Source organism: Pseudomonas sp. PA-1-6B (assembly GCF_021609545.1).
In the GTDB taxonomy this organism is placed as follows: Bacteria; Pseudomonadota; Gammaproteobacteria; order Pseudomonadales; family Pseudomonadaceae; genus Aquipseudomonas; species Aquipseudomonas fluorescens_BV.
In genome coordinates this window covers 24,855-45,623 of sequence record NZ_WJZM01000025.1, presented here as the reverse complement: position 1 = coordinate 45,623, position 20,769 = coordinate 24,855, and the positions used below count along the sequence as shown (strand labels likewise).

The window sequence follows — 20,769 nt, the reverse complement described above, 5'->3', positions numbered from 1 at the left end:
AATGCTTGACCCAATCTTGAGCCGTTGGCTCGATGTTCAAGCGCAGGCCCTGGACGTGGGCAGTTGCGATCCACAGGAAGTGCTGCCACGGCTGGCAGAAGCCAATATTCTGAGAATCGGCGTGCCCACCCACCTGGGCGGCCTGGGCGGGGATGTGGCGGGTGCGGTCGAGGCCATCGCCAATGTGGCCAGCCATTCCCTGGCGGCGGCGTTTGTGTGCTGGGGCCAGCGCTCGTTTATCGAGTACTTGCTGCAGAGCCCCAATCAGCGCTTGCGCGAGCAGCTGATGCCAGACCTGCTCAGCGGCAAGTTGGCCGGCGCCACCGGGCTGTCGAATGCGATGAAGTTCCTGTCGGGTATCGAGACGTTGCAGATCAGCGCCGAGCCCAACGACCACGGTTGGACCCTCAACGGTCGCCTGCACTGGGTGACCAACTTGCGCAAGAATGGCTTTGTCGCTGCGGCGGCCATCGAGCATGCAGGGGGCGGCGCGCCATTTATCCTGGCGATTCCGGATTCGGTGGCCGGGTTGCAGCGCTCCCGCGACCTGGAGCTGCTCGGGCTGCAATCGAGCAACACCGCAGCGCTTGGCCTGGAAGGCGTGGAGCTGAGTCGCGAGTGGTTGCTGCACGAGGATGCGCGCACGTTTTTACCGGCAGTACGCCCGGCGTTTCTGGGCTTGCAGTGCGGCATGTCGATTGGTTTGGCGCGGCGTTCCCTGGCTGAAGTAGCCCACCATTTGGGCGCCAGTCGTACCGTGTTGCGCGACGAGTTGGAAGCCCTGCGCGTAACGCTGGATCATCTGGTCAGCGAGCTTAAAAAGGGGCTGTTGGCCGGGCGCTTTACCGCCGAGCCCATACCGCTGTTCAAACTGCGTATCGCCTTGGCCGAAACCGCCGCCAGCGCCGTACAGCTTGAACTGCAAGCCAGTGGCGGAAAGGCCTACCTTACCGCCCACGGCAGCGGTTTTGCGCGGCGCTGGCGCGAGTCGGCCTTTGTGCCGATTGTGACGCCCAGCCTGGTGCAACTGCGTACCGAGCTGCACCGCCAGGCCAGTCTATGAGCCAGGCGGTATTGACGGCCCAGGGCATTTGCCTGGGGTACGGCAGCGGGCCGGTGTTGCAAGGCTTCGACTTGCACTTGCAACCGGGTGAAGTGGTGTCGATCCTGGGCCCCAGCGGCGTGGGCAAATCCAGCCTGCTGCGGGTGCTGGCTGGCTTGCAGGTACCTCAATCTGGCCGTGTGCAGGTATTGGGCGAGCCATTGAGCGGCCCGCATCCGCGCGTGGTGGTGGCCTTTCAAGACCCGAGCCTGCTGCCTTGGTTGACCCTGGAAAAGAACGTCGCCTTTGGTCTGGATTTCGCCCGCCAACCGCACTTGAGTGGTGAAGAGCGCCGCCGGCGTGTCGACCACGCCATTGCGGCGGTAGGGCTGGAACCTGCGCGCCAGCAGTTCCCGGCGCAATTGTCCGGTGGCATGGCCCAGCGCACGGCATTGGCTCGCTGCCTGGCGCGTCAGCCACAAGTGTTGCTGCTCGACGAACCCTTCGGCGCCCTGGACGAAGTTACCCGCGCCGACATGCAGCACCTTTTGCTCAAGGTCAATCGTGAGCAGGGGTCGGCGGCGGTATTGATCACCCATGACATCGACGAAGCGCTGCTGCTGTCGGACCGCATCCTGCTACTGGGTAACCGCCCGGCGCGGACGTTGGGCGAGTGGGCTATCGATTTGCCGCACCCTCGGGAAGAACAGGTCGAGGCCATCGGCGCGCTGCGTATCGAAATTTTGAAAACCTTACGGCAGGCGAGCCGCCCTCAACCCAACCCCCTTGAACAACAGGAGTTTACTTATGTGTCTGGATGACCTGGCCCACTCGCGCCGTGACTTTCTCAAACTCTCCGCCGTGCTCAGTGCCGCCGGCGCCTTGCCTCTGCTGAGCAGCCTGCAGGCGCGTGCCGCCAACGAGCCCGACGCGCCGGTGCGTATTGGCTATCTACCTATCACTGACGCCACGCCACTGCTGGTGGCCCACAACAATGGCCTGTTCGAAGCCGAAGGCATCAAGGCCGAGCGCCCCGTGTTGTTGCGCAGTTGGGCCCAGGTGATCGAGGCGTTTATCTCCGGCCAGGTCAACGTGATACACCTGCTGTCGCCAATGACCGTATGGGCGCGCTACGGCAGTAAAGTGCCGGCCAAAGTCGTGGCGTGGAACCATGTGGGCGGTTCGGGCTTGACCGTATCCCCAGGTATTACCGACGTGAAGCAACTGGGTGGCAAGTCGGTGGCGATTCCGTTCTGGTACTCGATTCATAACGTGGTGGTGCAGCAACTGTTTCGCGATAACGGCCTCACGCCGGTCACTCGTGCCACCGGCAGTTCGATTGCCGCCAATGAGGTCAACCTGATCGTGTTGCCGCCCTCGGACATGCCTCCGGCCCTGGCCAGCAAACGCATCGACGGCTACATCGTCGCCGAACCGTTCAATGCCCTGGCAGAAAACCTCAAGGTCGGTCGCGTGCAGCGCTTCACGGGTGACGTGTGGCGCAACCACGCGTGCTGCGTGGTGTTCATGCACGAGCACGACCTGGCCAACCGTCCAGAGTGGTCGCAGAAGGTGGTGAACGCCATCGTCAAGGCCCAGGTGTGGACCCGGGACAACCGTGAAGAGGCGGTGAAGCTGCTGTCCAAGGATGGCCCGAACCGTTACACGCCCCATGCCGAGCCGGTGTTGAGCAAAGTCCTGGCGCCGGCGGCCAGCGACCGCGCCACCTATGTGGCCGACGGTGCGATCCAGCATGCCAACTGGGACGAGCACCGCATCGACTTCCAACCGTACCCGTTCCCCAGCTACACCGAAGAACTGGTGCGGCGCTTGAAGGACACCTTGATCGAAGGCGACAAAAAGTTTCTCGCCGGCCTGGACCCAGCCTTCGTGGCCAAGGACCTGGTGGACGACCGCTTCGTGCGCAACGCGATCGAAGCCGTGGGCGGCATGCAGACCTTCGGTTTGCCGGATGGTTATGAGCGGCGCGAGGAGATCGGCGTTTGAATAACAGCAGAATCCCCGGCTGGTGGCTGGGGCTGAGTGGCTTGACGGGTTTGTTGGTGCTGTGGTGGCTGGGCGTGAAAGTGTTTGGCGAGGCCGATGGCCTGTCGGCGCGCTTTTCCCTGGCAGCCACCGCCAGCAGCTTGTGGGAATTGCTCGGGCGGGGTGAGTTGTACCTGCATATCGCCGTGAGCCTGAAGCGTATTTTCGTCGGGCTGTTTATCGCGTTGTTGGTAGGCGTACCCCTCGGGTTGCTGGTGGGCAGTTCGCGTAACCTGGAGGCGGCGACCACGCCGGCGTTCCAGTTTCTGCGGATGATTTCGCCGCTGTCCTGGATGCCGATCGTGGTGATGCTGATGGGCGTGGGCGACCAGCCCATCTACTTCCTGCTGGCCTTTGCCGCTGTCTGGCCAATCATGCTCAACACCGCAGCGGGCGTGCGTCAGCTCGACCCGCGCTGGTTACAGTTGAGCAAGAGCTTGAGCGCCACGCGTTGGGAAACCTTGCGCCGGGTGGTCATTCCTGGTGTGGTAGGGCATGTGCTGACCGGCGTGCGCCTGGCCATCGGCATCCTGTGGATCGTGCTGGTGCCCTGCGAAATGCTCGGGGTCAGTGCGGGGCTGGGGTATTACATCCTCGACACCCGTGATCGGCTCGCGTATTCGGAGTTGATGGCGATGGTAGTGGTGATCGGGGTGCTGGGGTTCGCGCTGGATGCGTTTGCGCGTTGGTTGCATCGGCGGTGGGTGCATGGCGGCTAAGTGGTTGCAACCGGCGTCGAGGTTCCGAACCCGCCTGACGAGTAGGTAATGTCGATGCAGTAACGCGTGAAGCTCCCAAGCGTGCTGCACGCGTTGTGCACGAAGCGTTATCCGGATGCAGATCAGCGGCGTTGGTAACCGCCACCACCCTCATAGCGGTGATCATGCCAGCCCCCGCCGCGCGGGAAGAAGAAACAACCGCCGAGGCTCAGCATGATCATCAGTGGAACCAGCAGGATGAGTCGTCGCAGCATTTCACGGTTCTCCAAGGGGTATTCGCAAGGCCTGTCAGGCGGAGGGCAAGCCAAAACTTTTCATCGCCTGTAACATAAGACCCTGCCGAAACCGCGCCATCCCCGTGACTGGGTATGTGCTTGGCATGCACGGCGATACACAGTGGATACATTCTTCAGGTTCAGGAACTCGTCATGACCCAAAAGCAACGCTTGAAATACTCGCTTCTGATTGCCCTGGCTGTACTGGGCGCGATGTTTGGCCTGTCTTATCTGCAGAACACAGGCGTGATCAGCGAAAAAACCTTCCAGTACCTGGCCATCGCGATTGCCGTGGTCGTCGTCGTGATCAACGGCATCATGCGCCGCAAGGTCAAGCCTAACTTCTGACGGGCGTCAGTCAGGCACGACCTTCGAGTACCTTGGCAGCCTCTTCATGGAGGCTGTAGCTCTTGTCAGCGTTGAGGGTGATCACGCCCTCGCTGCATAGACGCTTGAGTACCTCGCGCACGCTGAGAAACGACAACGGAATGCCCAGCTCCAGCAAGTGGCTGTGCACGCCGCGGACCCCGAGGGTGCGCTGGTTGTCGGCGGCGGTGAGGAGGGCGTCGATGACCTTCAGCCGGATCAGGCTGGTGCGCAAACCGAAACACTTGAGTAAATGGCGGATGCGCTGGTTGCCCTGCTGTTCGGGCGCGTTGCCGAATGCCCGTGCGTCGTTGCCATAGTGGGTATCTGCGGCCTTTGAATGTCCATCCGTGGGCACTTGCGGGTTATACATGCAAAAACTCCTTTTCAGAGCCTGATCAGGAAAAAGATGGTGCTCTTGAGTAATAAGACGAACGAGTGACGCAAATCATGAAACGATGAATGTAGAAAATTTGTCGGTATCAGGTTTGTCACATCCCCTGCGCCGTCGATAGGCAACCTTGTGCGGCTAAATTATTCCCGGCCATGTGCGTTCTTACGGTGGGGTAAACATCCCTCGTGAGGCTGTTCAATTTGACTGTGGAGTCGGCGTGATTATTTCCAAGGGGTTGTCCAGAGTGGGCGCGACAGGGCTGTTACTCGCCTTGAGCCTGGCCGTATCGGCACGCGAGCAAGTGACGCAAACGTCGGCGGATATACGGCGTACCAGTTATGGCGTGCCGCATATTCGCGCCTCTGATGAGCGTGGCCTGGGGGTGGGTATGGGTTACGCCTATGCCCAGGACAACCTGTGCCTGCTGGCCAATGAAGTGGTCACGGTCAATGGCGAGCGCGCCAGGTTTTTCGGGCCGGACCAAGCGACCCTGGAAGAGCGCAACAACCTCGCCAGCGATGTGTTCTTCAACTGGTTGAATACACCCGAGACTGTGGCGGCGTTCTGGAAAGCCCAGACGCCCGAGATGCAACAGCGCATCGAAGGGTACGTGGCCGGCTACAACCGTTATCTCAAGGATAAGGGCGCACCCGCACAGTGCCAGGCCGCGTGGGTACGGCCCTTGGTAGTGCAAGACCTGGTGAAGTTGACCCGCAGGCTATTGGTAGAAGGGGGCATCGGCCAATTCGCCGAAGCCTTGGTCGGGGCAGCACCACCGCAGGCCACCGCGAGTGTGCAGCCCGGTGCCAAAGCCTTTGCCATGGCCGCCGCCAACCAGCAACGCTTCACGCTGGATCGAGGCAGCAATGCCGTTGCCGTGGGCCGTGACCGCTCATTCAATGGCCGTGGCATGCTGCTGGCCAACCCGCATTTCCCGTGGGTGGGCGGCATGCGTTTTTACGAGATGCACCTGACCATCCCGGGCCAGTTGGATGTGATGGGCGCCGCACTGCCAGGGCTGCCCGTGGTGAACATCGGTTTCAACCAGCATGTGGCGTGGACCCACACCGTGGACACGTCCAAACACTTCACCCTGTACCGCCTGACCCTCGACCCCAAGGACGCCACCCGTTACCTGCTGGACGGCAAGTCCATCCCCCTGGATAAAACCGCCGTAACGGTACAGGTCAAGCAAGCCGACGGCAGCCTCAAGGCCGTGACCCACACCGTCTACAGTTCGCAGTTCGGCCCCGTGGTGCAATGGCCGGGCAAGCTCGACTGGGACAACCACTACGCCTTCAGCCTGCGCGACGCCAACCTGGGCAACGACCGGGTGTTGCAACAGTGGTACGCCATGAACCGCGCCGGTAGCCTCAAGGAGCTGCAAACCTCAGTGCATACCCTGCAAGGCATCCCCTGGGTCAACACCCTGGCCGCCGATGACCAGGGCCAAAGCCTGTACATGAACCTGTCGGTAGTGCCCAACGTCAGCGCCGCCAAGCTGGCAAAATGCAGCGACCCACGGGCCGGCCTGCAAATGATCATGCTCGACGGCGCCCACAGCGCCTGCGCGTGGGACATCGACCCGCGCGCGGCCCAGCCGGGTATCTTCCCGGCCGACCAGTTGCCCCAGTTGCAACGCACCGACTACGTGCAACACTCCAACGATTCCGCCTGGATGGCCAACTCCAAGGCGCCGCTAAGTGGCTTTTCGCCGGTGATCAGCCAGGACAACATCGGCCTCGGCCCGCGTGCGCGCTTCGCGCTCCAGCGCCTGCAAACCCTTGAGCAGCAGCCGATCACCGTCACTGATCTGCAAGACATGGTCATGGACAACGAGGTGTACCTGGCGGGCCAAGTCATGCCCGACCTGCTGACGTTCTGCGCCAAACACCTGGGCGCTGACGCCGCTGCGCTACAGCCGCTGTGCACCAGCTTGAAAAACTGGGACCAGCGCGCCAACCTCGACAGCGGCGTCGGCCTGGTGCACTTCATCAACCTGGTGCAGCACCTGCAGCAAATCCCTGACGCCTGGCGCGTGGCCTTCGACCCGGCCCATCCACTGACCACCCCGAGCGGCCTCGCCATTGACCGCGCCCCTGTCGCCAAGGCCCTGCGCGCAGCCATGCTGGCCTCCAGCGCTGAGGTCAGCAAACTGGGGCAGACCCGCTGGGGCGATATCCAAGTCTCCGGCCAAACCCCCATCCACGGCGGCCCGCAAGAGCTGGGTATCTACAACGCCATGCAAACCGTGCCCCGCGCCGACGGCAAACGCGAAGTCGTCAGCGGCACCAGCTACCTGCAAATCGTCAGCTTCGACGACAAAGGCCCCAACGCAGTCGGCGTCCTGGCATTCTCCGAGTCCAGCAACCCGGCGTCCGCCTATTCAAAGGACCAGACCCAAGCCTTCTCCGAGAAAAAACTGCGCCCATTGCCCTTCACCGAGGCCCAGATCAAGGCCGACCCGCACTACCAAATCCATACGGTGAAGGAGTAGGGCAGAGGCGCAACCCCTTGATGCCAAGGCAGAATATTTTTTGAAATCAAGGGGTTGCAGGCCTAGGCAAATGAGTACATAATGGCGCCCATCGAACGCAACGAAGCATTAAAAACTTCAATGTATTCAATGAGTTAGAGTAGAGGCAGGCTTCACGTAGCCCACTCAAGTTTGTATGCGGTGAATGTCAGCAACCAGGGCATTGATCGTTTGAGGCCGAGTAGCAAAATGGTTATGCAGCGGATTGCAAATCCGCCTACGCCGGTTCGATTCCGACCTCGGCCTCCACTCTTGAAAACCCCGTAGATTAGCGTCTACGGGGTTTTTTAATGCCTAAAATGCAGCAATACCGCCACCGCCCTGATTCCGTGAAACTGATCGAAGCAAATGATGTCCGATTGCTATCGGCCAAGGAAGAGGTCCGCCAAGCGCGCATTGGGTCTACGCTCAGTAAAGCCTCAAGCGACCTCCTCATGCCGGTTTAGCCGCGCGCTTATCCTGCCAGCGCAGGATAACGCCCGCACTCATCAAAGCTGACAGAGTGACCCATGAAACAAAAAATTCTTCTTGTAGCCGTGTGTGCTGCACTCATCCAAGGCTGTGCCGCCCCTTCCAAAAGCCATGAAGAATCACCTTCGATGCCAACTACCTCAGCCGCTGTAGCCCAGCCAACCTTATCTGCTTACGATTGGAACCTGGTCTCGGCAACGGATGCATCGGGCAAGCCTCTTGTGGCGATGAACAAAGGCATCGAGCGCAAGTTGCGCGTTGCCTTCGGTGACAAGAACCTGAGCATCAGCGGTGGCTGCAATCGTCAGTTCGGCGGCTTTCACTATCAGGACGGGGTTCTGAAGGTTCAGCCACTGGCCTCTACGCTGATGGCCTGTGACAAGAGCCTGATGGACCTTGATGCCCAGGTAGGGCGGCTGTTCAAGGGCGATCTGCGCGCTGTGATCACCGGCGATAACGTGGCGCCGATGCTGCAACTGACGACAACGGATGGCTCGGTGCTCAAGCTGCAAGGCGAGGCCACCCCGCAGACCCGCTACGGTAGCGAGGGTGAGGTCAAGTTTCTGGAGGTGGCGGCCAAGACGGTCAAGTGCAGCCATCCTTTGATTCCAGATTATCAGTGCCTGCAAGTGCGCGAGCGTCGCTATGACGACGCGGGCCTGCAACTGGCGACCCAAGACACCTGGCATCCGCTTTACCAGCCTATCGAAGGCTTTGTGCATCATGACGGCGTGCGCACTGTGCTGCGGGTCAAGCAGTACGAATGGAAGAATCCGCCAGCGGATGCGCCTTCGACGGTCTATGTGTTGGATATGGTGGTCGAGCAGGACGCTTCTGGCAGCAAGTAAGCGAACACAAACCCCGTAGATCAGCGTCTACGGGGTTTTTTATTGCCTGTGATTTAGACGTGTTTTCGACGAGTGACATGTCTAGATCAAGGGTTCTGGGTCGATCAGGGGTTGTCACGTGCGGATTTGCCGACTACCCTGAAAATGTTTGAATTATTACAAACAATTTCGGTGTGGCTGTTTTTTAGGTCATACGGCTTCAGGACGAGGAACGAAAAATGTTTTCACATGAAGGTACTGCACTAGAGCTGTTGGTCTTGGTTTTTGGCGTCACTGGGTTATCGTTGATCGCCTGGTTTATTCACCATCAATACGAGCTCAAGTCACGTAAGCATGTAAAAAAACAACATGTTTCTGGCCAGCAGCGTGAAGCTCAGAGCCGCTAACCGTCCCTTCACCCGTGCCAGCCTTTACGGCTGGCTTCAGCATCCGCTTTTCAATGAACTGCAAGGTTTTCCCGAGCCCACTGCTCAGCAGTGGTGACAGGAATCGATTGTTGCTCGTTGAACGTGGCCGCCTTAGGCCAGGCCACACCTTTGCCTTGTGCGAATACAGCACGGTACTTCTTGATGTGGTGCGTGGGGTCTTTTTCCAGTGCCTGCATGAGATAGTCAACCGTCCACACGTTGCGTTTGAACGGGCGATCCAGAACGCGTTCCAGCATGCTCGCAACCTGCCCATACGTGACGGTGTCGCCGGCGAGATAGACAATCTGATTGCGCATGCGCGGTTCGAAGAACACGATTTGCGCTGTCAGCGTACCGATGTCGTCCGGTGTCGTGATCGTCACGCTGTTCTCGAGGCTGCCCAGGGCGTTCACTGTGTTGTTGTCGAAGTCGACAACCTCGAACACCGGCTCGAACAGGAAGCTGGTGAACATGCCTGTCGAGATGATGACCCATTCAGTGTTGTCCTGGGCGCGCAGCAACTCACGCACATCCAGTTGGGCATCGAACAGATCCTGGGGGCTGCCCCGGCCAATCACTTCGAAATCCACGCCAAACTGCCAGGGGAAGTAGCGCTTCACGCCGGATTTGAGCGCGGCGGTCGCCAGCTTCATCGGGGTTTCTCGGCCCGCGACCATGCCCGCGCAGCCGATCACGGTATCGAAGCGTGCGAAGACCTTGGCAAGTTGATCGATTGAGTCGTTCACCAGATCTGCGGCGACCATCTGGATGCCCAGACTGCGCAGCTCATCGATGTCTGCCTTTTTCTCGGGCGCTTGAGTGTTGATGGTCGATTCCCTGAGTAATACGCTGATGGTGGAGCCGGGTGCGCGTTTGGCCTCACGCGCCAGGTTGCGCAAAACCGGCAGGCCGAGTTCGCCGGCACCTAGAACGAGGATCGATTGAGGGGGAAGTGGGGTCATTTCTGGCATGATTTCTCCGCAGACCTGTTGGCGATAAGATGAGCCCATGCTGGCACGATTCGGCAGCGCTCATAAGAAGGCACACGTGTGATACCAGGGGTAGAAATGACCGATCAGGAAACGCTCAGCCAGGCAGAAGTTATCTGCCAGTCGCTCAGGGAGGAGGACGATGGCGTCAGGCGTGAAGTCCTTGCTCACGCTGGTAGCCGCTGGGCATTGGGCATCCTGCATGCCCTGGGTGTGTACGGTGCAATGCGTCATGCCGAGATAAAACGACAGATGACGGGTGTGACTCAGCGCATGTTGACCAAGACGCTTCGTACCATGGAGCGCGATGGTTTGTTGGTTCGGCGCGAGTTCGGTGAAATTCCGCCACGCGTCGAGTACGAGCTGACGCCCCTGGGCCGAGAGCTTTTGATTCGCATGTCGCCTATCTGGACCTGGGTGGTGGAAAACGTGGAGGACTTTCGCAAGGCTCGGCGTATTTTCGACAGTCAGGAGGGCAAAAAACCGGCATGGCAGGTTCCCACACCGGTTCCCGATGCGCCTCGGTAAGCGCTACTTCTCGATGAAGGCTTTGCAAGTGTACGCCTCGATCCATCCCTAGCTGTACGGGGCGCAGCGCGCCATAACCCCCTACTGTCGCAGGCACATCACCACCGCTTGGATGCCGCGCCATGATCATGTCTACCAGCCTGTTATCAGCTTTCGTGCTGTTCGCGTTTGTCTCTTCGATCACCCCTGGGCCCAACAACACCATGTTGCTGGCCTCAGGCGTGAATTTCGGCTTTCGCCGTTCGATGCCCCATGCACTGGGGATCAGTATCGGCTTCATGCTCTTGGTGATCTGTGTGGGGCTGGGCTTGGGCGAGGTGTTCAAGCTGTTCCCATGGGCCTATACGCTGTTGCGGTATGTCGGCGCCGCGTATTTGTTGTACCTGGCGTGGAAGATTGCCAATGCGGGCGGCATGTCTGATAACCCGGATGAACATGGCAAGCCGATGACCTTCCTCGGTGCGGCGGCCTTCCAGTGGGTCAACCCCAAGGCGTGGATCATGGCGCTGGGGGCGATCACCACGTACACGCCGGCCGAGGGTTATGTCACCAATGTGCTGGTGATCGCCCTGGTGTTTGCGGTGGTCAATTTGCCGAGCGTGTGCGTATGGGTGGGGTGTGGCAGCGGCTTGCGCAACTTGCTGCGTGAGCCGCGCTGGTTGCGGATGTTCAACTGGTCCATGGCCGGGCTGTTGGTGCTGTCGCTGTATCCGATGCTGTTTGTGGGCTGAGTCGGGCGTAGGTAACCACGATGCGAAGCGAGCCGCTCTTGCTCTTGATCTTGACCTGCTTTTGATCTGAAGCGCCCCGTTAAACCCCGCTGGCCGGAATTCGACAGGGATTTGGGGGGTAAACCGGCAGGGATGCCGGTTTAGCCGCCCCGCGCCATGGATGGCGCGTGGCGGCGGCCCCCCAAATCACTGGCGGATTACGGGCACACCGAGCCTGGGCGAGGTGCCGAGGGGTGGGGCAAGAGCGCTTTGGTTACTTTCGCGCTTTTCGAAAGTGACCCGCCGTCAGGCGGAACCCTAAGTGGCCGTTACCTCAGCAATGGATATGTACACAATCCAACTGTATTGACCGCCAGGCCGCCTTCGCGAGCAAGCCCGCTCCCACAGTTGGATTGTGGGGTGTCAGGTAGAGAAGTGTCGGCTGATAGGCCGCCATCGCAGGCAAGCCAGCTCCCACAGTTGGATTGCAGGGTGTCATGGAGATAGGCGTCGGCTGTCAGGCCGTCACGGTAGCAAGCTCCCTCGCCACACTAATGCGGACTTAGACCGGCGAGATGGTCGCCAACATGCCGATGCCAATAGTCAACACCAAAAAGCCAAACAGGAAAATTGCCATCTTGGTCATAAGGCCTCCGAGGGGAAGGGGACGACAGGAGTGTCGGGATGGGGCTATTGTCCGCCTCAAGCGGTTTTCAATACAGGCGCAGATCGAAAAGAAAAAACCGTATCAGATCACCGCGCAGCGCCTGGGCCGTGGCTTTTCAAGCGAACAGTTTTTATCAAGATCAGTGCAATGGCCGCTGCCAGCCTCGAGCGTCACCTGAGACAGGCACCGCATTTGCCCCTAAGATAGCGCCCACTGCACAACAATAAGCGTGGGCCGACCCTCGATGGAAAGACGCCAGTTCAGCGGTGGCATGCAAGGCAAGAACCTGCGCTACCTCAGTGATAATCCCCAGCAATCGACCTCGGTCACCCGTGTCGGTTTTTTGCTGCTCGAACACTTCTCCTTGCCGGCCTTTACCCAGACCCTCGACACGCTGGTGACCGCCAACCTGTTGCGCCCCGATCTGTTCGCTACGCGCACCTTCGGCTGGGGTGAGGGCGAAGTGATCAGCGACCTGGGCCTGGTCATTCGCCCGGATGCGAACCTGATGCTGGCGAGCTTGCAGGACTTGGACCTGTTGGTGATCTGCGGTGGTTTTCGCACCGAACTTAAGGCCAGCGAGCCATTTATCCAATGGCTGCGCAGTGCGGGTGAAGCGGGCGTGCGCCTCGCCGGTTTGTGGAACGGCTCGTGGTTCCTCGGGCGTGCGGGGCTGCTGCAGGGTTACCGCTGTGCCATCCACCCCGAACATCGCCCGGCGCTGGCCGAAGTGTCCAAGGCGGCGCAGGTCACCAGCGAACCCTACGTGATCGACCGCGACCGCCTCACCGCGTCCAGCCCCTCGGGGGCTTTCCATATGGCCTTGGACTGGATCAAGAGCCTGCATGGCAAAGCCTTGGTCGAAGGCATCGAAGATATCCTGGCGTTCGAAGAGTCGCGCTACCGCCGTATCAAACCCACTGAAAATATGTGTGTCAGCGCGCCGTTGCGCGAGGTAGTGAAGCTGATGGACGCCAACCTCGAAGAACCCCTGGAACTCGATCAACTCGCCGTCTACGCCGGCCGTTCCCGCCGCCAGTTGGAGCGCCTGTTCAAAGAACAACTGGGTACCACGCCGCAGCGCTACTACATGGAACTGCGCGTCACTGAGGCGCGACGCCTGTTGCAGCACACCGAGTTATCCCAAGTGGATGTGCTGGTGGCGTGCGGGTTTGTCTCGCCGAGCCATTTCAGCAAATGCTACAGCGCGTATTTCGGCTATCGCCCCTCCAAGGAGAAGCGGTTGGTCAAGTAGCCTGGCGGGTGTAGAAAGATTTTCACAAGGAGTGGCAATGGACATCACGCTTTTGGATCGTTATCGCGGCAGCCTACTTGGGCTGGCGTGTGGCGATGCTGTAGGGACGACGGTTGAATTCATGCCCCGCGGCAGCTTTTCTCCGGTGACGGATATGCTAGGCGGCGGACCGTTTAGCCTCAAGCCTGGCCAATGGACTGACGATACGTCCATGGCACTGTGTCTGGCCGAAAGCCTGTTGCGCAAAGGCGGTTTTGACGCGATGGACCAGATGGGACGTTATCTGAATTGGTGGAAATGGGGTTACTTGAGTTCTACCGGAGAGTGCTTTGATATCGGCATGACGGTTCGCGAAGCGCTGGAGCAATTTCAGCAAAGTGGCAACGCTTTTGCGGGCTCAACGCATCCGTATTCGGCCGGCAATGGTTCAATGATGCGTCTCGCACCTGTCGTGTTGTTTTACTTTCCAGATAGGGCGGACATCCACCTGTTTGCCGAGCAAAGCTCGCGAACTACGCATGCCGCGCATGAGGCTATCGAGTGCTGCCTGCTGCTGGCCGAGGCTATCAGCAATGCCCTGAGCGGCGTGCCAAAGAAACAGGTGCTGAGTTTTTCCCACACCGCGCTGTCGGCTCCTAAGGTCAAGGCTATCGCCTCTGGCGACTATCGCGATAAAACCTCTGCTCAAATCGTTGGCTCAGGTTATGCGGTGGCTTCGCTGGAGGCCGCATTCTGGTGTTTCGATCAGACCTCCAACTTTGCTGAAGCGATACTGGCCGCCGCCAACCTTGGGGATGACGCAGACACTACTGCCGCAATCGTTGGGCAACTGGCGGGGGCGTATTACGGCGTCCAGGCTATCCCTGTCGGTTGGTTGAACAAGCTATGGATGCGCGATGAAATCCAAGAAACGGCTGATGCGTTATTCAGCACTTCGCGCCTACCACAGTAAGGTTCAGAAACGATCCAGCCGATAAGGCTGTAGTTCTGGCACCTGCTCACCCGCAGCAAGCTGCCCAACCCGCTCGGCCGTCACCGCCGCTTGTGTCAGCCCCAGGTGCTGGTGACCAAATGCAAGCAGCACTTTGCCGTCGCACACCCGGTCAATGATCGGCAGCGAGTCGGGCAGGGAAGGGCGAAACCCCATCCAGGGCGTGGCTTCGCTGTCGCTCAAGTCGTGTTGGAACAGCCCTTTGCTCAACCGGTGTAACTGCCAGGCCCGTTGCATATTGGCCGGGCGGTCGAGGCCGGCGAATTCGACCGTGCCGGCCAGGCGCAGGCCACCGGTCATGGGCGTCATGATGAATTTTCTCTCCAGCGAAGTGACCGCGAAGGGCAGTCGTTGTTGTTCGTGGGGCAGCATCAGGTGGTAACCACGTTCGGTGTCCAATGGGACCTGTTTGCCGGTGAGAGCTGCGGTGAGTTTGGCCGAGTGGGCGCCGCAGGCAATCAGCACTTGCTGCGCTGTCAGTACGCCTTGGTCGGTCATCAGGGAAACGCCACTACCCTCCAGGCGTCCGTCCAGAACGCGCTGCTGAAGAAATTGCACCCCCTCAGCCTTGGCCGCGTTCACCAGTTCGCCAACCACCGTGTACGGGTCCAGAAAGTGTCCGGTAGCGGGGAAGAACAACCCGCCTTGTATGGCGTCGCTCAGTTGCGGCGCAGCCTTGCGCACCGCATCGCCGCTCCAGAAGTCCACTTCGACGCCTTGCTGGGTCATGCGGTGCTGCAATGCATCCAGCGCTGCGCGGGATTCGGCGCGCTCAAACACCAATAGCGAACCTTCTTGACGCAGCAATTGCGTTTGACCCATCGATTGCAGCAAGCGTTGCCACGCGCCCAGGCTGCCTTCGTTCAGCGCGCGAAGGCCTGCCACGGTGCGCTGGTAACGCGCTGGCCGCAGGTTCAGCAGCAGGCGTATAAACCAGGGCAGGGCGCGGGGCAGATAGGTCCAGTCCAGGCGCAGCGGGCCCATGGGGTCCAGCAGCATGGCGGGCAAGCGCTTGAGGATCGACAGGTCGGCGATGGGAAACACCTGTTCCGTCGCCAGGTGGCCGGCGTTGCCGTAGGAGGCGCCCATGCCGGGTGCTTGCGGGTCGAGCACAACGACTCGCCGGCCTTGGCGCGCCAACTGCAAGGCGCAGGCGACGCCGATAATGCCGGCGCCGACTACTACGATGTCTGCTTGCTTGGGATCGGCCATGATTATGCTTCTCGCTGGCCGTCGAGCAGGCGCCGCAGCTGCAGCGGGTTGTCGTGATGCAGGGCGGTGGGCTGCAACGCGTCCGGGAAGTCCTGGTAACACACCGGGCGCAGGAACCGCAGAATTGCCGCCGTGCCCACCGATGTGCTGCGCGCATCCGAAGTCGCTGGGAAGGGCCCGCCATGCACCATGGCGTCGCACACTTCTACGCCGGTCGGCCAGCCGTTCACCAGCAGGCGCCCAGCCTTGCGCTCCAGCACCGGCAGCAATGCCCGCGCCTGTGGCAGGTCGTGGTCATCCATGTGCAGGGTGGCGGTGAGTTGACCTTCCAGGTGCTCGGACACCTGGCGCATTTGCTCGACATCACGACACTGCACCACCAGCGAGGCGGCGCCGAATACTTCGGCTTGCAGGTGTTCATTGTCCAGGAACGCCTCGGCCTGGGTCACGAACAGATGGGCCTGGCCCTGGTTCGGCCCGGTCGCTGGCAAGCCCTTGGCAGCGATGTGAGCGTGCTGGGCCAGGGTCTTCAGGCCGGTTTCGTAAGCGCTGAAGATGCCCGGTGTGAGCATGGTCTGGGACGGGCAACGCGAGAGCCGCTCACTGGCAGACTGAATAAAACGGTCCAGAGCGGCGCCTTGCAGGGCAATCATCAGGCCAGGGTTGGTACAGAACTGGCCGGCGCCTTGGGTCAGCGACGCGACGAACCCTTCGGTCAAGGCTTCGCTCCGAGCTTCAAGCGCAGCAGGAAACAGGTACACCGGGTTGATCGAGCTCATTTCCGCATACACCGGGATCGGCTCCGGGCGTGCCTGCGCCGCTTGGCACAGGGCAATACCGCCACTGCGTGACCCCGTGAAGCCCACAGCCTTGATGCGCGGGTGGCGCACCAATGCGATACCCATCTCGTTACCCGCACCATAGAGCAGTGAAAACACACCCTCCGGCAAGCCACAATCTTTCACCGCCTGGGCGACGGCGCGGCCCACCAGTTCGCTGGTGCCGGGGTGCGCGTTATGCGCCTTGACGATCACCGGGCAACCGGCGGCAAGGGCCGATGCGGTATCGCCGCCCGCCACGGAGAAGGCCAGGGGGAAGTTGCTGGCACCGAACACGGCTACCGGGCCCAGGGCGATATGGCGCTGGCGCAGGTCGGCACGGGGCAGGGGTTGGCGCTGGGGTTGTGCGGTATCGACGCGCACGTCGAGCCATTCGCCCAGGCGCACGGTGCGGGCAAAAGCGCGCAGTTGCCCGCAGGTACGGCCGCGTTCACCTTCAATGCGTGCGCGAGGCAAGCCGGTTTCGGCGCAGGCGCGTTCGATCAACTCATCGCCCAGGGCTTCGATGTGGGTGGCGATGGTTTCAAGCAACGTGGCGCGATCTGCCAAGGTGGTTTCGCGGTAAGCGTCGAACGCGGCCCACGCCAGTGCGCAGGCCTGGTCGACGTGCTGCTCATCCCCGCCGGCATAGGCGGGTTCCAGTGGGGTGTTGGTGGCGGGGTTGATCGCTCGGATCGCATCGCAATGGCCGCAAATGGATTGCTGACCGATCAGCATCTTGCCTGTCAGAGTCATGGGGACATCCTGGAAAACAAAAGAGGTGTTGTAGGAGCGAGCTTTTGTGGCGAGCAAGCTTGCTTGCGCTGGGGTGCGAAGCGCCCCCAATAAAAGCCGGAGACTGCTGCGCAGTCAGCGGGAGCAAGCTCCCTCGCCACAGCAAGCTCGCTCCTACACAAAATCAAGCGACGTTCTGTTCGGCGGACCAGTTGGCATACCACTGGCGGAACAGCGCGTACTGCTGCTCGGCATACCGGCGCTGGGCAGCGCTGAGCCCGTCGGTTTCGTTGAAGTGCAGGGCGTAACCCAGGTCGCCGTTGAGCACCATCAAATGCTTGTAATACAGCACCAGGTCGCAGCCCTCGTCGAACGACGACAACACCGCCAGCGCAGCTTCCAGCTCACGGGCCTGGCGACGCGCCTTGGCATCGCCCTTGGCGGCTTTTTTGCTCAGCGCCACCAGTTGCAGCACCTCGCGCGGCAGTGCATTGCCGATGCCGGTAATGGCGCCGGTGGCGTTGCAGTTGACGAAGCCGTGTACCACCTGGGTGTCGACGCCGACCATCAGGGTCACATCGTCATCCTGGGAGGTGATGTTTTCGGCGGCGTAGCGCAGGTCGGCGGCGCCGCCGAACTCCTTGAAGCCGATTAGGTTCGGGTGCTCGCGGCGCAGTTCGAAGAACAAATCAGCGCGGGTGGCGAAACCGTAGTAGGGGCTGTTGTAGATCACCGCCGGCAGGTTGGGGGCGGCGTTGAGGATTGCTGCAAAGTGGGCCTTTTGCGCAGTGACCGAAGCCCCTCGGGACAGCACGCGGGGAATCACCATCAAGCCATCGGCGCCGACGTTGGCGGCATGGGCTGCGTGAGATACGGCTTCACGGCTGTTCACCGCACCGGTGCCGACGATGGTCGGCACACCCGCAGCCACCAGGCGCGCCACGCCTTCCTGGCGCTGGGCCTCGGTGAGCAGCGGCCAGTCGCCCATGGAACCGCAATACACCACGGCGCTCATGCCGATGTCGATTAGCTCGCGCCCCTTGGCGACCAGTGCGTCGAAGTTCGGTTGGCGCTCGGCGGTGCAAGGGGTCATCAGGGCGGGCATGCAGCCGGTGAAGATGTTGTCGCTCATGGTGCTAACTCCGGTTTCAGTGGAATGAATAATGGGCTCAGATGCCCCAGGCAAACGGGTCTTGTTCGTCGATCAGCAAGGTGCTTTCGGCGGTCATGTAGGCGCGGCCGGTGATGAATGGGCGTACGCGTTCGCCGTCCCATTCATAGCGGCCCAGGAACTGGCTGCCGGTGATGCTGGCTTGTACCCAGGGTGCTCCTGCGGCCAGTTTTGCGTCGGCGGCCAGGCAGGCGAGCTTGGCGCTGGTGCCGGTGCCGCAGGGGGAGCGGTCATAGGCTTTGCCGGGGCACATTACGAAGTTGCGGCTGTCGGCGTGGGCGTCGTCTGCGAACAGTTCGATATGGTCGATCAGCGCACCGTCTGCGCCACGGATGCCTTGGGCTTCGAGGGCTTTGAGCATGGCCCAGGTGTAGTCGGTCAGGGCCTCCACGTTATCCATCTGCAACTCATGGCCGTGGTCCGACACCAGGAAGAACCAGTTGCCGCCCCAGGCGATGTCGCCCAGCACCACGCCGTGCCCAGGCACTTCAACCGGCACCTGCTTGCGGTAGCGGTAAGCGGGCACATTGCGCAGGGTCACGCTGCCGTCCTCGTGCAAGGTGGCCGCGACCGGGCCGACCGGCGTGTCAAGGCTGTGCACGCCCGGTTGGATCAGCCCCAGGTGGTGCAGCGAGGCAACCAGGCCGATGGTGCCGTGGCCGCACATGCCGAGGTAGCCGGCGTTGTTGAAGAAGATCACCCCGCAGGTCGCCCCCGGCGTGACTGGCGCGCAGTACAGCGCGCCCACCAGCACATCGTTGCCCCGTGGCTCCAGCAGGCAGGCGCGGCGCCATTGATCGTGGTGGGTGCGCAGGTGTTCCAGTTGGTCGGCGATCGTGTCGCCAACCAGCGCGGGGAAACCGCTCATGACCAGGCGTGTAGGTTCACCGCCGGTGTGTGAGTCAATCACGTGCAGCCGTTTCATAAGGCGCTCCATCAGTAGGTAGTCGGGGACAGTGGGGCGCTGTAGTGCGCATCGCTGACGGCCTCGCTTTCGTCCTCTTCCTGCTCCAGGCGTACCAAGCGGGCGGGTACGCCGGTGGCGGCGCCCCAGTAGTAAATGCCCAGGGCGCAGGCCGCCACTACCAGGGTGTCAAACGGGTGGCTGATCACACCGATACCGCCAAAGCTGCCGAGTTTGGAGAGCAGGATGGTCACGGCGTAGAAGCCGATCAGCCAGGCCGAGGAGCGCACCTGTTGCTTGAGGTTCAGGTGCGCGGTCGGTACCCAGCGTGCGCACAGCAGGTACACAACAAACATGAGGATTTGCAGGCCCAGCAGCCAGGACACGGTGTTCCAGCCCGACCAGTACACGATCAACGCAGCGATGATGAATGACAGCGGGCCCAACACCGCCATGCCCTTGACCCGAAACGGGCGCGCCATGTCGGGTGCATTGCGGCGCAGGGCGGCGACTGTCACCGGGGCCACGGCATAACTGAGGATCAGGGCGGCGGACACCACGTTTATCAGCGCTTCCCAGGACGGGAACGGCAAGGTCCAGAACACCGACAGGCCAAAGGTCAGCCACAGCGCCGGGCGCGGGATGCCGGACTTCTCATCGATGCGCGTGAAGATCTTGAAAAAGGTGCCGGTCTGCGCCCAGCCATACACCACGCGCGGGGTGGCGTTCATGTAGATGTTGCCGCAGCCGCTGGGGGAGATCACTGCATCGGCCACCACCAGGTAGGCCAGCCAGCCCACGCCCAGTGCCAGGGCGATATCGCGATAGGGCAGGGCCAGTTCCTTGCTGATGCCGGCCCAGCCATTGGCGAGCATTTCGGTAGGCACGCCGCCGAGGAACGCGGTTTGCAGCAGCACATAGATGGCCGTAGACAACAATACCGAGAGGATCAAGGCGATGGGGATGGTGCGCTGTGGGTTTTTCACTTCGCTGGCCACCGAAATGATCGGCGTCAGGCCCAGGTAGGCAAAGATCACCCCGCCTGCCGACACGGCCATCTCGATGCCCGACAAGCCGAACGGTGCAAAGCCATGTACCTGGAAGTTCTCCGGCTTAAAGAAGGTGAACAGCACGCCGATCACCAGCAACGGCACGATGAACTTGAATACGCTCACCAGGTTATTGGCGATGGCAAAGGTCTTCACGCTGCGGTAATTGAGCACAAAGAACAGGCACAGCAAGGCAAACTGCACCAGCCAGCCCAAGGTGGTGGGGTCGCTGGAGCCGGCCTTGGTCAGCTGGGGAAACCAGGCTGCCGCATATTGGCGCGAGGCGACCACTTCAATCGCCACCAGGCTGGAAAACGCGATCAGCGTGATAAAGCCCATCAGGTAGCCCAGCAGCGGGCCATGGGAGTACACCGGGTAGCGCACCACGCCGCCAGCGCGGGGCAGGGCGGCGCCCAGTTCGCAGTAGACAATGCCCAGCAACAGCACGGCGAAACCGCCTAGCAACCAGGAAAAAATCCCCGCCGGGCCTGCGATGGCAGACACGTGACTGGCGGCGAACAACCAACCCGAACCGAAGATGGCTCCCAACCCGATAAAGGTGAGGTCCATCAGTGACAGCTGTTTCTTGAACTTGCCTTGGCCTGACATAGCGGCGCCTTCTTGTGAGTTATTGGA

20 protein-coding genes and 1 tRNA gene are annotated in these 20,769 nt (G+C 61.1%); 13 read left to right on the top strand and 8 right to left on the bottom strand.

Going from position 1 to position 20,769, the window contains the following annotated elements:
- Nucleotide 1: 1 nt before the first annotated feature.
- The 4 genes from GIV35_RS13935 to GIV35_RS13920 are packed head-to-tail and all read left to right on the top strand — an operon-like array spanning nt 2 to nt 3,807.
- Nucleotides 2–1,063, top strand: a complete 1,062-nt coding sequence (locus GIV35_RS13935; protein WP_200647784.1) for an acyl-CoA dehydrogenase family protein — start codon at nt 2–4, stop codon at nt 1,061–1,063.
- On the top strand, nt 1,060–1,863 hold the full coding sequence (locus tag GIV35_RS13930) for an ABC transporter ATP-binding protein (protein WP_034127546.1): 804 nt from the start codon (nt 1,060–1,062) through the stop codon (nt 1,861–1,863). The genes GIV35_RS13935 and GIV35_RS13930 overlap by 4 nt, the downstream gene beginning before the upstream one ends.
- Entirely contained in the window at nt 1,850–3,049 is a 1,200-nt protein-coding gene (locus GIV35_RS13925) for an ABC transporter substrate-binding protein (protein WP_223023529.1), read from the top strand. Before GIV35_RS13930 ends, GIV35_RS13925 begins: the two co-directional genes overlap by 14 nt.
- Nucleotides 3,046–3,807, top strand: coding sequence for an ABC transporter permease (locus GIV35_RS13920; RefSeq protein WP_223023530.1), 762 nt, complete (start codon nt 3,046–3,048; stop codon nt 3,805–3,807). Before GIV35_RS13925 ends, GIV35_RS13920 begins: the two co-directional genes overlap by 4 nt.
- Nucleotides 3,808–3,929: 122 nt before the next feature.
- Here the strand turns inward: GIV35_RS13920 and GIV35_RS27275 are convergent, their stop codons facing one another.
- Nucleotides 3,930–4,061 (bottom strand): hypothetical protein, encoded by a 132-nt coding sequence (locus tag GIV35_RS27275; protein WP_254914091.1) that lies wholly within the window; start codon nt 4,059–4,061, stop codon nt 3,930–3,932.
- A 174-nt stretch (nt 4,062–4,235) separates the two neighbouring features.
- Between GIV35_RS27275 and GIV35_RS13915 the strand changes: the two genes are divergently transcribed.
- Nucleotides 4,236–4,430: a hypothetical protein gene (locus GIV35_RS13915; protein ID WP_014718591.1), complete on the top strand. Its 195-nt coding sequence runs from the start codon at nt 4,236–4,238 to the stop codon at nt 4,428–4,430.
- A 10-nt stretch (nt 4,431–4,440) separates the two neighbouring features.
- On the opposite strand, the gene GIV35_RS13910 is transcribed toward GIV35_RS13915, so the two are convergent.
- Nucleotides 4,441–4,821 (bottom strand): hypothetical protein, encoded by a 381-nt coding sequence (locus GIV35_RS13910; RefSeq protein WP_034127544.1) that lies wholly within the window; start codon nt 4,819–4,821, stop codon nt 4,441–4,443.
- 238 nt (nt 4,822–5,059) lie between these two features.
- Here GIV35_RS13910 and pvdQ point away from each other — a divergent pair, with 238 nt between their 5' ends.
- The 4 genes from pvdQ (at nt 5,060) to GIV35_RS13890 (ending at nt 9,083) form a co-directional block, all read left to right on the top strand.
- The gene (gene pvdQ / locus GIV35_RS13905; RefSeq protein WP_236264783.1) at nt 5,060–7,339 is read left to right on the top strand and encodes a bifunctional acylase PvdQ; all 2,280 of its coding nucleotides are present in this window, start codon (nt 5,060–5,062) and stop codon (nt 7,337–7,339) included.
- Nucleotides 7,340–7,553: 214 nt separating this feature from the next.
- A tRNA-Cys gene (locus tag GIV35_RS13900) sits at nt 7,554–7,627 on the top strand.
- A gap of 350 nt (nt 7,628–7,977) precedes the next feature.
- Complete coding sequence (locus GIV35_RS13895; RefSeq protein WP_234452168.1) at nt 7,978–8,697, top strand: META and DUF4377 domain-containing protein; 720 nt, start codon at nt 7,978–7,980, stop codon at nt 8,695–8,697.
- 218 nt (nt 8,698–8,915) lie between these two features.
- Entirely contained in the window at nt 8,916–9,083 is a 168-nt protein-coding gene (locus GIV35_RS13890; protein WP_168220174.1) for a hypothetical protein, read from the top strand.
- Between the two features lie 50 nt (nt 9,084–9,133).
- Here the strand turns inward: GIV35_RS13890 and GIV35_RS13885 are convergent, their stop codons facing one another.
- On the bottom strand, nt 9,134–10,075 hold the full coding sequence (locus GIV35_RS13885; RefSeq protein ID WP_236264785.1) for an aromatic alcohol reductase: 942 nt from the start codon (nt 10,073–10,075) through the stop codon (nt 9,134–9,136).
- Between the two features lie 96 nt (nt 10,076–10,171).
- On the opposite strand from GIV35_RS13885, the gene GIV35_RS13880 reads away from it, so the two are divergent.
- The 4 genes from GIV35_RS13880 (at nt 10,172) to GIV35_RS13865 (ending at nt 14,205) form a co-directional block, all read left to right on the top strand.
- Entirely contained in the window at nt 10,172–10,621 is a 450-nt protein-coding gene (locus GIV35_RS13880) for a winged helix-turn-helix transcriptional regulator (RefSeq protein ID WP_198715539.1), read from the top strand.
- A gap of 122 nt (nt 10,622–10,743) precedes the next feature.
- A complete protein-coding gene (locus GIV35_RS13875) occupies nt 10,744–11,352 on the top strand; it encodes a LysE family translocator (protein WP_034127532.1) in 609 nt (202 codons plus the stop codon).
- Nucleotides 11,353–12,269: 917 nt separating this feature from the next.
- Entirely contained in the window at nt 12,270–13,253 is a 984-nt protein-coding gene (locus GIV35_RS13870) for a GlxA family transcriptional regulator (RefSeq protein WP_050516238.1), read from the top strand.
- A gap of 37 nt (nt 13,254–13,290) precedes the next feature.
- Nucleotides 13,291–14,205 (top strand): ADP-ribosylglycohydrolase family protein, encoded by a 915-nt coding sequence (locus GIV35_RS13865; protein WP_089041771.1) that lies wholly within the window; start codon nt 13,291–13,293, stop codon nt 14,203–14,205.
- Between the two features lie 3 nt (nt 14,206–14,208).
- On the opposite strand, the gene GIV35_RS13860 is transcribed toward GIV35_RS13865, so the two are convergent.
- The 5 genes from GIV35_RS13860 to GIV35_RS13840 all read right to left on the bottom strand — a co-directional run bounded on the left by GIV35_RS13860 (nt 14,209) and on the right by GIV35_RS13840 (nt 20,742).
- The gene (locus GIV35_RS13860) at nt 14,209–15,456 is read right to left on the bottom strand and encodes an NAD(P)/FAD-dependent oxidoreductase (RefSeq protein WP_223023534.1); all 1,248 of its coding nucleotides are present in this window, start codon (nt 15,454–15,456) and stop codon (nt 14,209–14,211) included.
- Between the two features lie 2 nt (nt 15,457–15,458).
- Nucleotides 15,459–17,030 (bottom strand): aldehyde dehydrogenase (NADP(+)), encoded by a 1,572-nt coding sequence (locus GIV35_RS13855; protein WP_223023535.1) that lies wholly within the window; start codon nt 17,028–17,030, stop codon nt 15,459–15,461.
- A gap of 163 nt (nt 17,031–17,193) precedes the next feature.
- Nucleotides 17,194–18,141, bottom strand: a complete 948-nt coding sequence (locus GIV35_RS13850; RefSeq protein WP_236264787.1) for a dihydrodipicolinate synthase family protein — start codon at nt 18,139–18,141, stop codon at nt 17,194–17,196.
- 37 nt (nt 18,142–18,178) lie between these two features.
- A complete protein-coding gene (locus GIV35_RS13845; protein WP_236264788.1) occupies nt 18,179–19,105 on the bottom strand; it encodes a 4-hydroxyproline epimerase in 927 nt (308 codons plus the stop codon).
- An 11-nt stretch (nt 19,106–19,116) separates the two neighbouring features.
- The gene (locus GIV35_RS13840; protein WP_200647791.1) at nt 19,117–20,742 is read right to left on the bottom strand and encodes an APC family permease; all 1,626 of its coding nucleotides are present in this window, start codon (nt 20,740–20,742) and stop codon (nt 19,117–19,119) included.
- Between the last annotated feature and the right edge of the window lie 27 nt (nt 20,743–20,769).

Excerpts from the sequence above, each read along its gene's own strand:
- GIV35_RS13935 (WP_200647784.1), top strand. The coding sequence starts at position 2 with ATGCTTGACCCAATCTTGAGCCGTTGGCTCGATGTTCAAGCGCAGGCC.
- GIV35_RS13930 (WP_034127546.1), top strand. The coding sequence starts at position 1,060 with ATGAGCCAGGCGGTATTGACGGCCCAGGGCATTTGCCTGGGGTACGGC.
- GIV35_RS13925 (WP_223023529.1), top strand. The coding sequence starts at position 1,850 with ATGTGTCTGGATGACCTGGCCCACTCGCGCCGTGACTTTCTCAAACTC.
- GIV35_RS27275 (WP_254914091.1), bottom strand. The coding sequence starts at position 4,061 with ATGCTGCGACGACTCATCCTGCTGGTTCCACTGATGATCATGCTGAGC.
- GIV35_RS13915 (WP_014718591.1), top strand. The coding sequence starts at position 4,236 with ATGACCCAAAAGCAACGCTTGAAATACTCGCTTCTGATTGCCCTGGCT.
- GIV35_RS13910 (WP_034127544.1), bottom strand. The coding sequence starts at position 4,821 with ATGTATAACCCGCAAGTGCCCACGGATGGACATTCAAAGGCCGCAGAT.
- GIV35_RS13895 (WP_234452168.1), top strand. The coding sequence starts at position 7,978 with ATGCCAACTACCTCAGCCGCTGTAGCCCAGCCAACCTTATCTGCTTAC.
- GIV35_RS13890 (WP_168220174.1), top strand. The coding sequence starts at position 8,916 with ATGTTTTCACATGAAGGTACTGCACTAGAGCTGTTGGTCTTGGTTTTT.
- GIV35_RS13885 (WP_236264785.1), bottom strand. The coding sequence starts at position 10,075 with ATGCCAGAAATGACCCCACTTCCCCCTCAATCGATCCTCGTTCTAGGT.
- GIV35_RS13880 (WP_198715539.1), top strand. The coding sequence starts at position 10,172 with ATGACCGATCAGGAAACGCTCAGCCAGGCAGAAGTTATCTGCCAGTCG.
- GIV35_RS13875 (WP_034127532.1), top strand. The coding sequence starts at position 10,744 with ATGATCATGTCTACCAGCCTGTTATCAGCTTTCGTGCTGTTCGCGTTT.
- GIV35_RS13870 (WP_050516238.1), top strand. The coding sequence starts at position 12,270 with ATGCAAGGCAAGAACCTGCGCTACCTCAGTGATAATCCCCAGCAATCG.
- GIV35_RS13865 (WP_089041771.1), top strand. The coding sequence starts at position 13,291 with ATGGACATCACGCTTTTGGATCGTTATCGCGGCAGCCTACTTGGGCTG.
- GIV35_RS13860 (WP_223023534.1), bottom strand. The coding sequence starts at position 15,456 with ATGGCCGATCCCAAGCAAGCAGACATCGTAGTAGTCGGCGCCGGCATT.
- GIV35_RS13855 (WP_223023535.1), bottom strand. The coding sequence starts at position 17,030 with ATGACTCTGACAGGCAAGATGCTGATCGGTCAGCAATCCATTTGCGGC.
- GIV35_RS13850 (WP_236264787.1), bottom strand. The coding sequence starts at position 18,141 with ATGAGCGACAACATCTTCACCGGCTGCATGCCCGCCCTGATGACCCCT.
- GIV35_RS13845 (WP_236264788.1), bottom strand. The coding sequence starts at position 19,105 with ATGAAACGGCTGCACGTGATTGACTCACACACCGGCGGTGAACCTACA.
- GIV35_RS13840 (WP_200647791.1), bottom strand. The coding sequence starts at position 20,742 with ATGTCAGGCCAAGGCAAGTTCAAGAAACAGCTGTCACTGATGGACCTC.